Genomic DNA, 16,097 nt, shown 5'->3' on the forward strand with positions numbered 1-16,097 from the left:
TCGACTAACCTGCTTACAGCCGCCACCCCTTCTCGTTTAGTCGCGAGCCAGATGGTGGCCCTAACGACGAGTACGAAATACATGAAAAAGCCAGTTCCAAATCCCCCTTCGGACACCGATCCAAAGGACCCGACCGATCAACCCGATACGGTCTCCCCCTACGCTTCCATCGATTCAAAGAAACTCCACGACGCGGCCCACAAGGCCCTCGATTTCTACCTCAATCCCAAGGCCGAAAAACCGCGCAATTCCGTGGATCGCGGCATGCAGATGTTCAAGGTCGATCCCGAGATCAACCCCGAGGCAATCGCCATCCAGACCTACGAGACCTTTTCTTCAGTGAGCATTCTGCTGCTCGACCTGGCCGACAGCCTGGACGACAAGCCGCGGCATCTGGCGATGGCGATCTATCAGTTGAGCGAGATGGGATTGCTGCTGGCGCAGAGGACGCTGGATAACGAGCGGGCGATTGCGATAGGCGCGTAAAAACTACAGGGTCGCCACATCCGGCAGATGGCGACCCTTTTGCACGACGCAGATTCACGACAAAGGATGAGTCAGGGTCTTCTTCGCTTCCATGGTTACGGTCTTGTCCGGAGCATTGAAGATAAATGTGAACGTCATCTCAGCCTTGCCAAACGGTGTCGGTATAACGCCCGTCCCTTGAACCGCATGCTCCCGGCCATCCGTAATTGCAGCGTCGGTCAGTTGTTCATCAAAGTCATCACCCACCTTCAACCGAATGGTTCCGACTCCTTCCGGAAGTTGGGTCGCCCAATACCTGCTGACTTCAAAACTGAAGTTTTTACCGTCGGGCCCAAATTCCGCCGTCACATAAAGCTCTGCGCATAATTCCTGCTCACATCCCAATAGCACATGCTCGTTGGCAGCGAGATTGGCTTGTACGTTCCTTTGATTGCCTGACATGGTCCACTCCTCAACGGTGATGGGTTGAACTTGCTCGGTCATCGTGACCAAGCCTGATCCCATTCAGCGCCAGAGTTCATGGCGGGCACACCTGTAATATCTGACAGTCCCGACAGACGGCAGCCTGCCTCATCGATCAATGCGACGGCCTGGCGTTTGGTTATTGCATTCGTCGGATCGCCGCCCGGCAAGCCCACTCACACCGGGATCAGTGGCGTCGAGGTGGGAGCGGATTTGCCCGCGATGCTTTGGGGGGATTTGAATCAGGCCGAAGCCGGCAACGGCTGAAAACTGAAGTACTGCTTCAATGCCTCGACCAGTTGCCCGTATTCCGGCGGGGTGCGGAACAGGCTGAAGCCGGCATCGTAATACCGGGGCGTGGCCTCTTCGTGGCACCACAGGCAGCAGGCGCTGAGGTCGATCACCTGCTGGCAGCCATCGCCCAAGGGGATTTTCAGACGCAGTTTGAATTCGGCACCGATCATCATCGGCAACTGGCTGATCAGCATCAGCCCGTCTTCGGAGACGTTGCCCAGAAAGCCGATGGGTTTGTCGGTGACGCTGTTGAACACTCGCAGAAAATACGGCAACTGGTGCCGTTCGATTCGACGGTCGGTAAACATGAGCGTATCGCCATGCATGGCCCGGCAAACGGGCCGCACTGTGCTTCGGAACGAACCTGTCGGTCAGGTCCGCTCTCCCCGCTCCCGGTGTGGCGCTCGCCACGTATTGCTCATGCCAGTCGCAGGTGTTGCGCCGGTCTGGAGTCCAGGCTCTAAACCGGTGTCATTGGACTATAGCTCACCCTATACAGGCAGCCAGCTTTTGTATGACAACCGCCATCAGAATCGGGTTGGACGCACCACGGCGGCTGCGCTGCGAGTCGGGTAGTGACCCAGGCTCTGCAGGGTTTCCAGACGCGCACGGGCGCGGTAGGCGTATTCGCTGTTGGGGTACGAGGCGATGATGAACTGGTAGGTCTGCGCCGCATCGACGAACATTTTCTGCCGCTCAAGGCACTGGCCGCGCATCATCGAGACTTCCGGCCACACGTAAGGGCGGGCCCGGCTGGCGCGTTCGACCTTGGACAGCTCGAGCATCACCTGCTCGCAGTTGCCCCGGTCATAGGCGCTGTAAGCGTTGTTCAAATGATGGTTCATCGACCAACGGGTGCAGCCCGTGACGGCGAGGACGCTGAGGGCAAGGGCGGCAATGGGCACGAATCGCATGGGGGTTCTCCTGTCTTGTGCTCTGTATCGACCCCTGGTCGGAAATCTTCAGGCGCGTTTGTCCCAAAGTTGCCGTGTTCAATAAAGAAAGTATTAAGTAGTGCAAACGAACAATGACTACACCCCAAGAGCATAGTAGCCTTCGCTGGCGCTTGAACTTGAGGAGTCTTTGCATGTCCGTCCGTCGTACCAAAATCGTCGCTACCCTTGGCCCGGCCAGTAACTCGCCGGAAGTTCTCGAACAGCTGATTCTGGCTGGCCTGGACGTCGCCCGTCTGAACTTCTCCCACGGCACCCCCGACGAGCACAAGGCTCGCGCGAAGCTGGTGCGTGACCTCGCTGCCAAGCACGGCCGCTTCGTCGCCCTGCTGGGTGACCTGCAAGGCCCGAAAATCCGCATCGCCAAATTCGCCAACAAGCGCATCGAGCTGAAGATCGGTGACAAGTTCACCTTCTCCACCAGCCATCCGCTGACTGAAGGCAACCAGCAGGTTGTCGGCATCGACTACCCGGACCTGGTCAAGGACTGCGGCGTGGGCGACGAGCTGCTGCTCGACGACGGCCGCGTGGTCATGCGCGTTGAAACCGCCACCGCCACCGAGCTGAACTGCGTCGTGACCATCGGCGGCCCGCTGTCCGACCATAAAGGCATCAACCGTCGCGGTGGCGGCCTGACCGCACCGGCCCTGACTGAAAAAGACAAGGCCGACATCAAGCTCGCCGCTGAAATGGAAGTCGACTACCTCGCCGTGTCCTTCCCGCGTGACGCCGCCGACATGAACTACGCCCGTCAACTGCGCGACGAAGCCGGCGGCACTGCCTGGCTGGTGGCGAAGATCGAACGCGCCGAAGCCGTGGCCGACGACGAAACCCTCGACGGCCTGATCAAGGCTTCCGACGCTGTGATGGTTGCCCGTGGTGACCTGGGCGTGGAAATCGGCGACGCCGAGCTGGTGGGCATCCAGAAGAAAATCATTCTGCACGCACGCCGCCACAACAAGGCGGTGATCGTGGCGACCCAGATGATGGAGTCGATGATCCAGAACCCGATGCCGACCCGCGCCGAAGTGTCCGACGTGGCCAACGCCGTGCTCGACTATACCGACGCCGTGATGCTGTCGGCCGAATCCGCTGCCGGCGCTTACCCGCTGGAAGCCGTGCAGGCGATGGCGCGCATCTGCGTCGGCGCTGAAAAGCACCCGACCAGCAAGACGTCCAGCCACCGCATCGGCAAGGAATTCGAGCGTTGCGACGAGAGCATCGCGCTGGCGACCATGTACACCGCCAACCACTTCCCGGGCGTCAAGGCGATCATCGCGCTGACCGAAAGCGGCTACACCCCGCTGATCATGTCGCGTATCCGTTCGTCGGTGCCGATCTACTGCTTCACTCCGCACCGCGAAGCCCAGGCCCGCGCGGCAATGTTCCGTGGCGTGTACACCGTGCCGTTCGACCCGGCGTCGCTGGCCCCGAACGAAGTCAGCCAGAAAGCCATCGACGAGCTGGTCAAGCGCGGCGTTGTGGAGAAAGGCGACTGGGTGATCCTGACCAAGGGCGACAGCTACCACACCACCGGCGGCACCAACGGCATGAAGATCCTGCACGTGGGCGACCCGCAGGTCTGAGTGACCGGTTGCTGAAAACGAAAAGCCCCGCCATGTGAATGGCGGGGCTTTTTCATTTCTGGGTTGGATTTTGTTGATCGTTCCCACGCTCTGCGTGGGAATGCCTTAATGGACGCTCCGCGTCCGCTTCGGCATGGGACGCGGAGCGTCCCGGGCTGCATTCCCACGCAGAGCGTGGGAACGATCAGTGTTCGGGGTGCGAGCGCTAGGTGCGCGTCGGCAGTCGGCAGTCGGCAGTCGGCAAATATTTCAATGCCGTTTGATGAACCCGGTCAGCGCCGCCAACGCCTCTGGCGAGCGCAACCGCTGGGTGAACAACGCCCCCTCCTCTTCGATCACCTTGCGAATCAATTCCCGATCCGGCGCGCGCATCAATTGTTTGCTGATGCGTACCGCCTCCGCCGGCAGCTCGTCAAACCGCAGCGCCATTTCCCGCGCCCTGGACAATGCGGCTTCGCCACTGCCCAGCGCTTCGGTGGCAATCCCCCATTGCGCCGCTTGCTCACCGGTAAAACCTTCACCGAGCAGCAACAGTTCCGACGCCTTGGCCTGCCCGAGCAGACGCGGCAGGATCAGGCTGGAACCGAACTCCGGGCACAACCCGAGATTGACGAACGGCATGCGCAACCGCGCATCCCGCGCCACATAAACCAGATCGCAATGCAGCAACAGCGTGGTGCCGATCCCCACCGCCGCCCCGGCCACGGCAGCGATCACCGGTTTGCGGCATTCGAGCAGTTCAAGCATGAAGTGGAACACCGGGCTGTCGAGGTCGCTCGGCGGTTGCTGGATGAAGTCGGCGATGTCGTTGCCGGCGGTGAAGCACTCGGTGCTGCCGGTGATCAGCACGGCGTTGACTTCCGGGTCGCTGCCGGCCTGTTTCAGCGCCTCGGCCAACTGGCTGTACATGGCGCGGGTCAGGGCGTTTTTCTTGTCCGGGCGGTTGAGGCGCAGGGTCAGCAAACCGCGTTCGCGGTGCAGCAGGATGGCTTCGGGCATGGCAGGTCTCGCGTCTGGGAATTCAGCGCTCAATCACGGCTGAGGAAGACATCGGCCAGCAGTTGATTGCGCGGCAGTCCGGCCAGGAACAGACGCTTGGCAAACGCGTCGACGCTGGCAGTCGAGCCGCAGACTAAAGCCAGGGTTTGTCGGGAGACAAGGCGCAGTTGCGCCAAAGCGCCCGGCAACTCGGCCGCCGTCCAGCATTCGACGCTGAGGTTTTCCCGCTGCGCGGCCAGTGCCTCAAGGGGTTTGACCAGGTAATGCCCGTCGGCATCATGGGCCAGGTGAATGACACGAATGGCGCCCCGATGATCGTGACGCAAGGCTTCGCGCAACACCCCGAACAACGGGCCGAGCCCGGTACCGGCGGCCAATAGCCACAGCGGCCGGTCATGCCAGTCAGGGTCGTAATGCAGCGCACCGCCGCGCAGTTCGCCGAGGCGGATGGGGTCGCCGATCTGCAAGCGGCGCGCGGCATCGCTGAATTCGCCGGGCTCGCGGCAATCAAGGTGAAACTCAAGAAAGCGGTCTTCCTCCGGCAGGCTCGCCAGCGAATACGGCCGCGCGATGTGGCCGGCCCACAGCACCAGATGCTGGCCGGCGCTGTAGCGCAACGGCCGCTGGGGTGTCAGGCGCATTCGCAACACGCTGTCGCCGAGCCAGTCCAGCGCTTCGACCGTGGCCGGACGACCATCGGTGACGGGATCGAAGGTGTGCACCTGCAAATCCTCGATCACCTGACACTGACAGGCCAGGCGCCAGCCCTGATCGCGTTGCTCCGCGCTGAGGGCATCCGGACGACTGTCAGCAGGCAAACCCCGCACGCATTGCACCAGACACGCGTGGCAACTGCCGGCGCGGCAGCTATAAGGCACCGCTACACCGTTCTGATTGAGCGCATCGAGCAGATTGCTGCCCGCCGCCACCGACCACTGTCGCTCACCGACCTGCAGTTCAGGCATCGACGTTCTCCCACGCCGCTGCGCAACGGTTGCGCCCGTCACGCTTGGCCCGGTACAGCGCCTGATCGGCGCGCTGCAAGGCTTCGTCCAGATCATCGCCCAGTTCCAGCAAGGTCATGCCGGCCGAAAGACTCAGGTTTTTCACATTCAGGCCCACCAGTTCAACGTCGGTGAAGGCGATGCGCAGGCGTTCGCAACAGGCGGTCAGGCGCTCGGCGTTGCAATCGGGCAGCAGCACCACGAATTCTTCACCACCATAACGCGCCAGCACGTCGCCGTCGCGCAGGCAGGCACCGGCCACCCCGGCGAACGCTTGCAGCACCTGATCGCCGGCGGCATGGCCGTGCAGGTCGTTGATGCGCTTGAAGTGGTCGAGGTCGATCAGCGCCAGACCATGTACCACGTCGGCCTCCATCGCGTTCAGCTCGCGGGTGGCCAGGCGCAGAAAATGCCGGCGATTGAACAGCCCGGTCAGTTCGTCGGTGGCGACCAGATCTTCGAGCTGGCGCATCATCCCGCGCAGGGTGTCCTGATGCGCCTGCAAGGCGAACCGGCGCTGGCGCATGCGTTGCCGCGAGGTCTGGACGAAACGGGCATAGATCACCAGCCACACCAGCACGATCAGCAGGAGGCACACCTGCAACGCGGCCAGCGCCGGGTCAGGTAACTGGAAGTGATAGCCGTCCCACAAGGTGATGGCGCAGAAACTGAAGAACACCAGCATCGCGCAGCGCACGAATGCCCGGCGTGACAGATGGAACAGGCCGAACAACAGGATCAGTACATAAAAGACCAGGAACTCGCCCCGGGCTTCCTCCAGATGCGCGATCAGCCACGTCTGCCAGCCGAGGCCGAGCAGTACTTGTGCTTCAGTCAGGCTCGGATCGGAGAAGCGCAGGTTGGCGCCCGAAAAAAACACCGCGAACAGGGTCGCCTGGCTGATCACCACCAGCGCGCTGCCGAAGGCGACGCCGGCCAGCGAATCGTTGTAGTGACCAGTGAAATACGCCAGCCACAGCAGCAGCAAAGCCAATCCATAGGTGGCTGCAGCGAGGGCGAAGCGTTTGAGCAAAAGACGTTGAATGGCGTTATGGGTCAATCGTTGACTCACCGTGCGATAAGAGGCTGACCGAGTGTCCTACTCTACAGACCGGCTGCCACTTTAGTGGCCCGGTCGATAAATGACCATTGATTTTCGGGCCGGGTATTTGGCGTCAAAAACCTGCAGCCATGCGACCAACGAATGACTCCCGGCAGATGTGCCCGCCACCGAGGCGCGGTATACTGCCGCGCCTTTTTAGCGTCGCGCCAGCAGCCCCGGCGTGCCTTGAAAGGTGTCTGCGACCGACCGATGCACCCAAGCCGCAGGCACCTTATTGAATGTTCCCGTCTTTTAGAGGAGCGCGACTCATGACCGTGATCAAGCAAGACGACCTGATTCAGAGCGTTGCCGACGCCCTGCAGTTCATTTCCTACTACCACCCCGTGGACTTCATCCAGGCGATGCACGAAGCCTACCTGCGCGAAGAATCGCCAGCGGCCCGTGACTCGATGGCGCAGATCCTGATCAACTCGCGCATGTGCGCCACCGGCCACCGGCCGATCTGCCAGGACACCGGCATCGTGACCGTGTTTGTGCGTGTGGGCATGGACGTGCGCTGGGATGGCGCGACGATGAGCCTGGACGACATGATCAACGAAGGCGTGCGCCGCGCCTACAACCTGCCGGAAAACGTCCTGCGTGCCTCGATCCTCGCCGACCCGGCGGGCGCTCGTAAAAACACCAAGGACAACACCCCGGCGGTCATCCACTACTCCATCGTTCCGGGCAACACCGTGGAAGTGGACGTGGCGGCCAAGGGCGGCGGTTCCGAGAACAAGTCGAAAATGGCCATGCTCAACCCGTCCGACTCGATCGTCGACTGGGTACTCAAGACCGTTCCGACTATGGGCGCCGGCTGGTGCCCACCGGGCATGCTGGGCATCGGCATCGGCGGCACCGCCGAGAAAGCCGCTGTGATGGCCAAGGAAGTGTTGATGGAGTCCATCGACATTCACGAGCTCAAAGCCCGTGGCCCGCAGAACCGCATCGAAGAAATGCGTCTGGAGCTGTTCGAGAAGGTTAACCAGCTGGGCATCGGCGCCCAGGGCCTCGGTGGCCTGACCACCGTGCTCGACGTGAAAATCATGGATTATCCGACCCACGCAGCTTCCCTGCCGGTGTGCATGATCCCGAACTGCGCCGCGACCCGTCACGCGCACTTCGTGCTCGATGGTTCCGGCCCTGCTTCGCTGGAGGCGCCACCGCTGGACGCCTACCCGGAAATCGTCTGGGAAGCCGGCCCGTCGGCCCGTCGCGTCAACCTCGACACCCTGACCCCGGAAGAGGTGCAGAGCTGGAAGCCGGGCGAAACCGTCCTGCTCAACGGCAAGATGCTCACCGGTCGCGACGCTGCGCACAAGCGCATGGTCGAGATGCTGAACAAGGGCGAAACCCTGCCGGTTGATCTGAAAGGCCGCTTCATCTACTACGTCGGCCCGGTTGATCCGGTCGGTGACGAAGTGGTGGGCCCGGCTGGCCCGACCACCGCCACACGGATGGACAAGTTCACCCGTCAGATCCTTGAGCAGACCGGCCTTTTGGGCATGATCGGCAAGTCCGAGCGCGGCCCGACCGCTATCGACGCGATCAAGGACAACAAGGCTGTGTATCTGATGGCCGTCGGCGGTGCCGCTTACCTGGTGGCGCAAGCGATCAAGAAGTCCAAGGTTCTGGCGTTCGCCGAGCTGGGGATGGAAGCGATCTACGAGTTCGAGGTCAAGGACATGCCGGTCACCGTTGCGGTGGACAGCAAAGGTGAGTCGGTGCACATCACCGGTCCTGCGATCTGGCAACAGAAGATCAGCGAAAGCCTGGCGGTGGAAGTGCAGTAAGCACTTCATCTGCTTGTGAAAAAACCGGGCGGCCAGCGATGACCGCCCGGTTTTTTTTCGCCTGCCGTCAGTCGGCACCTGTCAGATCTGACAGGTGTCTGGCGCACTTCGCTTTGCTAGCGTGATGTCTCGACATTTTCAGGTTGCGACGCCATGACCCCGGATGCAGATGCGCTCGTCACTCCTCCCTCCATTTCCAAGACTGCGTCCATTGCAACGAATGGACGCAGTTGGAGTGAGACGGGTGCGACCGGGCAGCGCTCTTACACCCTGCCCCTCCCGATCCTGAAGGCGCGCACGCTCACTCCCGAGTTGCAGCTTGTCTACGAGGGGAACGCGGGCAACGGCAAGTACGGGCTCGGCTGGGATCTGCCGCTGCCCGCGATCTCGCGCAAGACCAGCAAGGGCGTGCCGAAGTACGCAGGCGCCGATGTCATGCAGGCCGACGGCACGGACCTGCGGCCCGAACTGACGGCCAGTGGCAGGATCAAGGCAACCCGGCGCACTCGAGGAAAAGGCAAGAACACCAGAAAATTTTCCGTAGTGCGCTACATCCCTCGCCTGGAAAACACGTTCAACCGCTACGAACTCTGGACACCTGCCGACGGCAACCCTTTCTGGGTGGTGTCCCGTGCCGACGGCTCGCAACAGTGCTATGGCAACTCGCCGGAATCATGCATTTACGACCCTGAAGATCCAACCCGCATTGCCGTGTGGCTGCTGGTGGAAATCAGGAACGCCGTCGGGGAAAACATCTGCTTCGAATACAAATCCGACGACACCGACGCCGACCCACGCTTTGACTATCGGGCCCAGCGCTACCTGCGTCAGGTCTGCTACTGCAACAAGGCTCCCAGCACCGGGCTGCTATGTCTCGAACACCCGAACCCGCAGGATCTGGAATGGTTGTTCAGATTAATCGTCTGCTACGGCGAACGTGCCACCGGGCTGGATGAGCTACCGACATTTGAACCCGTTCGTGCGTGGCCAGCACGCAGCGACCCTTTTCGCATGCATCGCTTCGGGTTCGAGGTGGGCACCCGGCGCCTGTGCAGGCAGTTTCTGTTGTTCAACCACACAGGTCCCGCTCCGGTGCTGGTCAATCGCCTGCTGCTGGAACACGAATCCACACCACTGCTGTACAACCATCTGAAAGCCGCGCACTACATGAGTTTCGACGCTACAGGTCGCGTCAAGCACATGCCGCCCCTCGAATATTTCTATGAAGCACTGATACTCGACACCACCCCCAAACCCTTCCTGCAACTCGATCACATGCCCGGCCTCAACGACGGCCAGCCCTACCATTGCGTCGATCTTTACGGCGAAGGCGTGCCCGGTTTTCTCTGCCAGTACGACGGCGCCTGGTACTACCGCGAGCCCTTGCGGGGCGCGCCTGGTACAGACGAAATCGTCTACGGTTCCTGGACACTGCTACCGCTGATTCCGAACGCCGACAGCAACAAGCAGGTGGTGCAGATTCTCACCGACCTCACCGGTGACGGGCGTCTGGACTGGGTCGTCGCGCAACCCGGAGGCAGCGGGTATTACACGCTCAATCCGGATGGCACCTGGTCGTTGTTCAAACCTTTCAGCCAGTTCCCCGTAGAGTTTTTCCACCATCTGGCCCAGATGGGCGACTGGAGCGGCGCCGGTCTGGACGACCTCGCTCTGGTCGGCCCGAACAGCGTAAGGGTGTATGCCAATGTGCGGGAGAAAGGATTCATGCCCGGCAAGGAGATACCGCATACACCGGATCGCTTGCCGCTGTTCGGCAACGCCCGCACCGAACTGGTGATGTTTGGCAACCTGCACGCCAGTGACCTCTCGGGACTGTGCAGAGTCCGCCACGACAGTATCGAAACCTGGGCGAATCTGGGGCATGGCCGATTCGGCAAAGGTATTGCGATCAGCGCGCTGCCTTTTGAGTATCAGCATTTCAACGCCGATCACATTCGCTCCGCCGACCTCGACGGCTCCGGTGCACCGGCGCTGATCCGTCTGTGCTCCGATCATTTCGAGATCTACTGGAATTACGGGGGCAATGCCTTTGAGCAAGTCCCGCTCATCGTCGACTGGCCCACCGGCATTCGCTACGACAACCTCTGCCAGGTAACCTTCGCCGACCTGCGAGGCCTGGGCTGCGCCAGCCTGCTGTTGACCAAACCGCACATGACGCCGCAGCACTGGGTTTATCACTTCGTCAGTGAACGGCCCTATCTGCTTACCGGCTGCAACAACAACATGGGCTACGGCGCAACCCTGAAACATCGCAGCAGTGCGCAATTCTGGCTGGATGAAAAACGTCTGGAACTGATGGCGCGCCGGCGTCCGGTCTGCCTTCTGCCCTTTCCCCAAATGGTGCTTCACTGGTTGCGCCAGGACGATGAAATCACCGGCAATTATCTGATGCAGTTCCACGAATATTTCGAGGGCTATTACGACGGCTACGAACGTGAATTCCGCGGTTTCGGCAAAGTCTGTCAGACCGACAGTGACCTGGAGCCGGGCAAGGCCGAAAGTGGCCACACGGCGCCGATGCGGGTGACACATTGGTTTCATACCGGTAGAAGCATCGATCTGGTCTTGAGCGGCATCTGCGAACTCGACGACGAAAACACGCCACTGGGGTCCACGGTTATTTCAACGTTCGATGCCAAGAACAGAAAGGAGCGTGTTCGGACGCAGCACACAGCCGACGACCATCGCGAAATTGCCTATGCCCTGGCCGGTAGTCCACTGCGCAGCGAGGTCTGTCAGGCAGACGACCCCGCCCCGGCGCGGCTGTTCTCACTGAGCGAATTCCGTTATCGGGTGCGGATGGTCAACGACAACCCGTCCAGTCTGCTGGTGCTCGAACTGGAAACCCGTACCCATCAATACGAACGCTTCATGGACGACCCCAATTGTCAGCACACCATCAATCAGGAGCTGAACGAGTACGGTCAGTTGACTCGAAGTGTCACGGTCGCCTGTGCTCGCCGTCGCACCGAACTGGACAAACCGCCCTTCGATCGAGAGGACCAGCTTCGAGCCTGGGTGGACAGCCACGACGAGCAGCAACAGTTTTTTTATCTGAGCGAAACACTCGCCGCGTACCTACAACTGACCACTGACGGCCACTGGCTGCTCGGCTTGCCCTGGCGCCAGCGCAGCAACGCGATGAAGCTGCCCAAAGGCGCACTCCCGGGCGGGCTGCAAGCGGCGGACATCAGTTTCGAAAACTTCGAACGGTATAAAGACAGTGCCGAATGGACGACCGCGCGGGAACTGACCTCACTCTTGCAACACACGTATCTGGAGTCAGGGGGCAAGATGCTCTACCCGCCGCTGGCCGGCCCGACCGAGCAGGCCGTGTTCGACAAAAAGGCCCTGGTGGCCTACGACGGCGTCCCGATAGTCATCCGGGACGAACTGACAAAGATCGGCTACACGCCCATGAAGCTGTTCCTCCCGGAGGACCCTGAAGAGGATCTGCTGCAAAACCTGTGGTCAGCGCAAAGCGGCTTTTTCACCTACGCCAGCGCCAGCGGTTTCTACCACGTCACCGAGGTGCAACAGACCGCCAGCCATGGTGTGACGCACATAACATGGGATGCAGACCATCTGCTGACCATTGCCATCACCCTGCCGGACGGCTGTGCGACTTCAGTGAAATACGACATGCACACCCTGTTGCCGCAGAGCATCACGGATCCCAACGAGAACATTCAGGAAGTGCTGTACGAACCGGGCGGCCAACCGATTGCCCATAGTTTTCATGGCACCGAAGAGGGGCTGCCGGCCGGTTTCCAGCCGCTGGCCGCTTACCCGCCGCAGTCTGATCTGAGTGTCGAATACGCCCTCGCCCATCCGAAAACCGTAGTGGTATCCGCCGCCAGTGCAGTGCGCACCGAGCTGTTCAGCTGGATGCCCGTTCTCTCGCGCCAGACCCTGTCGCACAAAAGAAAGGAATGGGTCTCCAACGGCCTGATTCTGCCCGATGGCCACATCCGTGCCTCGGCATTGCGCTGGCTGAACCAGCGCAAAAAACGCACGGCCAGCGAACAGGCACTGCTCGGTATTATTCACACAGCTCCCAGGCAGCCGGTGCACAGCCTGAGTCTGGTTGCCGACCGCTATCACACCGACCCGCTGCAACAGATTCAGATGACGATCAGCTATACCGACGGTTTTGGCCGCGAGCTGCAAAGCAAACAGCTCGTCCCGCCGGGCGATGCCCTTGTCGCCACGCCCGAAGACGATCTGGTGACCGGCGCCGACGGCAAGCCGGTCGAAATGCCGGCCATTCAGCGCTGGCGGGTCCAGGGGCGTGTGGAATACAACCACAAGGGCGAGACCATCCGGGTTTACCGCCCCTACTTTCTCAACACCCATCGCTGCATCAATGACAGTGCGATGCGCAAGCACGGCTACCACGACCAGATGTTCTACGATGCCCTGGGCCGGCCAATCCAGACGATCAACGCTCTTGATTATCTGGCGTTCGACATCCTGCATCCATGGTTCAAGCTCAGTTATGACTTCAATGACACTGATGACACACCGCCGTCGAAACCCGCGAAGGTCCCTTTTAAACAACCTGTCAGAAGGTTGAAAAAGGCTAAATGACAAGTGCCAATGTGCACGGGAACACACCCTCCCTGCAGGCTCATGATCCGCGCGCACTCGGGATTCGGCAGGTGGCCTATCTGCGCAATGTGGCGGGTGAGGATGTTCAGGCGCTCGTCACCCGCAGGCTCCATGACGTCGCTGGCCGGGCCGTGGGGCAACAGGATCCGCGCCTGTCCACGGTGAATACAACCAGCCTTTTTACGCTGGATGGTCAGGTCGTGAAGCTTGCCAGCGTCGATGCCGGCGTGAACGTCACGTTGCCGGGGCTGGCCGGTGAAACTCTGCAATCCTGGGACGCGAACGGCAACCACCGACGCAGGCATCACGACCTCCAACTGCGCCTTTTGACGCTCGAAGAGAACGGTGTGCCGGAAGTCGAAACCCGGCTGTATGCCACCCTGTCAGCCGACCCTGGTCACAACCTGCGCGGGCAGATGATCAAGCTGACCGACCCGTCCGGCAGTGTCGAATTTCACAGCTTCGCTCTCACAGGCCCCGCTCGACAGGAAACCCGCACTTTTCACGATGGCCTGGCGCTGACCAGCCACAAGTTGTTCAGCCCGCTGGGCATGCTTGTCGAACATACCGATGCCGCCGGGCACCGGCAGCAGTCGAAGTTCGATGTGGCAGGTCAGCTGGTACAAGTGCTGCTCGGGCTGCATGGCCAACCCGACTGGCAAACGGTACTGCAAGGTGCACAGTACGATGCCGCCGGGCGGGTCATCGAACACCAGGCCGGCAACGGCGTGATCAGCCATTCGCACTATCGCGCCGCCGACGGTTTCCTGCTGCGTCGCTACGCACAAAAGGGGTCAGGGCCGGCGCTTCAGGATTTCGAATATGAATACGATCCGATGGGCAATATCACGACCCTCATCGATAACACCTTCACGCCGCGTTTTTTCGCCAACCAGCGGCTCGACGGTCGTCGCCTGTTCGCCTATGACTCACTCTACCGACTGCACAGCGCGACCGGATACAGCGACAGGCCCCTGACAGACAACCCGGGCCGGCCCCAACCGTCCGACCCTGCTGATCGGCGCAATTACACGCAAACCTATGAGTACGACAAGGGCAACAACCTCATCAAAACCACTCATGCACGCGACGGCGCCAGTTACACCAGCGAGGTGTTCATAGATCCACTCAGCAACCGGGGTTTGCGCTGGAGGCCCGGAGATCCGCCACCAGACTTCAGCACTCGGTTCGACAGCGCCGGCAACCTGCTGGCCCTGCAGTCTGGCCAGCCGATGCAATGGAACAATCGCAATCATCTGGCGTCGGTCATCCTGGTAGACCGCAACGGCAGTGGCCCGAATGACGAAGAGCATTACCGCTACAGTCAGGGCAAGCGAGTCTACAAACGCCACGACAGCCACACAGCGGCCATCGATCACTTCCATGAGGCGCGCTATCTGCCGGGGCTGGAGATTCGCACCCAAGACAATGGCGAAGAATTACATCTGATCTCCCTCGTCAGCGGCATCGAAAACGTGGTTTGCCTGCACTGGGTCAGCGGTAAACCGCCGAACATGCCGGCCGATCAAATGCGCTACACCCTCAATGATCACCTGCAGTCCGTATCCATGGAACTCGATCAACAGGCGCAGGTGATCAGTCATGAAGGTTACTTGCCCTTCGGCACCACCGCCTGGATGGTGGCGCGATCACAGATCGAGGCGGACTACCGCTTCATCCGCTACTCGGGCAAGGAAATGGATATCGGCGGGCTGTACTACTACGGTGCGCGTTACTACGCCCCCTGGCTGGGCCGCTGGATCGCCGCCGATCCGGCGGGAGATGTGGACGGACTGAATCTTTACGCGTTTGTCGGCAACAACCCGCTGATCCATGTCGATGTCACAGGTCACGAAAGTACGTGGTTTAACGTGCTCACGGGCTTCTTTTCGTTCGTGAACATATCGAAAAAAGCGTCGGGACAGCTCAAGGGAATGGCAGCAGCTTTCAGAGATATGGTGCCTGAACCTTCACCGCAAGATGAAGGTGGTGGCGGTGGCGGTGGCCCACCTCTAAAGCCGGAGCCACGTGGTCGAGCGGATGTAGATGACGCCCCTCCCGACAGGCCGGTGCCAAAAGGTTTTAGCCGATATCTTGCTTTCAAGGCACAGATTGAAAATCTTACGCTCGGCGAGTATCTGCGTTCTTCGTCCGGTCGGGCCGCCATGAAGGCCGGTGTGAAGATTGGCTCCACAACAGGCTCGGCGCTGGGTACTTTTATCGGTGGAATTGCGGGCTTGATAATCGGTGGCCCGCTGGGCGCCGTCCTGGGTGCCGTGCTCGGAGGCGCGATTTTCGCAATCCTGGGTGGGGTGATCGGCTATGTGGCGATGCCCGTCATCATGCTCAGGTACATGAAGAAGAACGTAAACGAGGGAAAAGCCAGGGAAGACATTCTGGAGTCCATGAATAATCTGGCCGACCATATCGACATCGTCAACGTGATAAGTGAAAACCTCCCTGATCCGCAGGATCTGCCTTCCGAACTACCTGATGACTCCAGAGGTAATACGGGCAATTTCTTTTCGGACATCGAAATGGGCCGCCTGCTTGGGCAAGTCGGGCAACTCCCTACAGAACAACAGGTGGCGTTTGCAGCAGTGGTGAATCACCGGGCATTGGTGCAGGCCATTTCAAGAGGTGGCGCCCCTCGAACGATAGAGGTGAGCGATACGCACCGCGCGCAAAGGCCAACGCCAAAACCAGGAAACCTGAGAACCGTCAGGCTTCAGCGCCAGTATTCCGAAACATTCGTCTGACGCCGTTTCATCCTGTAAAGCCCATAA

11 protein-coding genes are annotated in these 16,097 nt (G+C 60.6%); 5 read left to right on the forward strand and 6 right to left on the reverse strand.

The window, feature by feature from the left end; translation table 11 throughout:
- Positions 1 to 81 precede the first annotated feature (81 nt).
- The gene (locus CAF73_RS01070; protein ID WP_085701673.1) at positions 82 to 486 is read left to right on the forward strand and encodes a DUF6124 family protein; all 405 of its coding nucleotides are present in this window, start codon (positions 82 to 84) and stop codon (positions 484 to 486) included.
- A gap of 54 nt (positions 487 to 540) precedes the next feature.
- Here CAF73_RS01070 and CAF73_RS01075 read toward each other — a convergent pair whose 3' ends face one another.
- From CAF73_RS01075 to CAF73_RS01085, 3 genes are all read right to left on the reverse strand, one after another.
- Complete coding sequence (locus CAF73_RS01075) at positions 541 to 969, reverse strand: hypothetical protein (protein ID WP_139834793.1); 429 nt, start codon at positions 967 to 969, stop codon at positions 541 to 543.
- A 221-nt stretch (positions 970 to 1,190) separates the two neighbouring features.
- Entirely contained in the window at positions 1,191 to 1,550 is a 360-nt protein-coding gene (locus CAF73_RS01080) for a PilZ domain-containing protein (protein ID WP_085697205.1), read from the reverse strand.
- A 219-nt stretch (positions 1,551 to 1,769) separates the two neighbouring features.
- Positions 1,770 to 2,156: a tol-pal system YbgF family protein gene (locus CAF73_RS01085; RefSeq protein ID WP_007951249.1), complete on the reverse strand. Its 387-nt coding sequence runs from the start codon at positions 2,154 to 2,156 to the stop codon at positions 1,770 to 1,772.
- 173 nt (positions 2,157 to 2,329) lie between these two features.
- Here CAF73_RS01085 and pyk point away from each other — a divergent pair, with 173 nt between their 5' ends.
- Complete coding sequence (gene pyk, locus CAF73_RS01090; RefSeq protein ID WP_085697206.1) at positions 2,330 to 3,781, forward strand: pyruvate kinase; 1,452 nt, start codon at positions 2,330 to 2,332, stop codon at positions 3,779 to 3,781.
- 249 nt (positions 3,782 to 4,030) lie between these two features.
- Here the strand turns inward: pyk and CAF73_RS01095 are convergent, their stop codons facing one another.
- From CAF73_RS01095 to CAF73_RS01105, 3 genes are read right to left on the reverse strand one after another with little or no spacing between them, the layout of a single operon-like run.
- A complete protein-coding gene (locus CAF73_RS01095) occupies positions 4,031 to 4,780 on the reverse strand; it encodes an enoyl-CoA hydratase-related protein (RefSeq protein WP_085701675.1) in 750 nt (249 codons plus the stop codon).
- 29 nt (positions 4,781 to 4,809) lie between these two features.
- Entirely contained in the window at positions 4,810 to 5,745 is a 936-nt protein-coding gene (locus CAF73_RS01100) for an iron-sulfur-binding ferredoxin reductase (RefSeq protein ID WP_085701676.1), read from the reverse strand.
- Positions 5,738 to 6,844 carry a diguanylate cyclase gene (locus tag CAF73_RS01105; RefSeq protein ID WP_085701677.1) on the reverse strand — a complete coding sequence of 369 codons (1,107 nt, stop codon included), beginning with the start codon at positions 6,842 to 6,844 and terminating at the stop codon, positions 5,738 to 5,740. The genes CAF73_RS01100 and CAF73_RS01105 overlap by 8 nt, the downstream gene beginning before the upstream one ends.
- 311 nt (positions 6,845 to 7,155) lie before the next feature.
- On the opposite strand from CAF73_RS01105, the gene CAF73_RS01110 reads away from it, so the two are divergent.
- The 3 genes from CAF73_RS01110 to CAF73_RS01120 all read left to right on the forward strand — a co-directional run bounded on the left by CAF73_RS01110 (position 7,156) and on the right by CAF73_RS01120 (position 16,070).
- Positions 7,156 to 8,679, forward strand: a complete 1,524-nt coding sequence (locus CAF73_RS01110) for a fumarate hydratase (RefSeq protein WP_085697210.1) — start codon at positions 7,156 to 7,158, stop codon at positions 8,677 to 8,679.
- Positions 8,680 to 8,832: 153 nt separating this feature from the next.
- A complete protein-coding gene (locus CAF73_RS01115; protein WP_085701678.1) occupies positions 8,833 to 13,290 on the forward strand; it encodes a SpvB/TcaC N-terminal domain-containing protein in 4,458 nt (1,485 codons plus the stop codon).
- Positions 13,291 to 13,361: 71 nt separating this feature from the next.
- Positions 13,362 to 16,070: an RHS repeat-associated core domain-containing protein gene (locus CAF73_RS01120; RefSeq protein ID WP_256574576.1), complete on the forward strand. Its 2,709-nt coding sequence runs from the start codon at positions 13,362 to 13,364 to the stop codon at positions 16,068 to 16,070.
- Positions 16,071 to 16,097: the final 27 nt, after the last annotated feature.

Source organism: Pseudomonas sp. B15(2017) (genome assembly GCF_002113215.1).
Lineage (GTDB): Bacteria > Pseudomonadota > Gammaproteobacteria > Pseudomonadales > Pseudomonadaceae > Aquipseudomonas.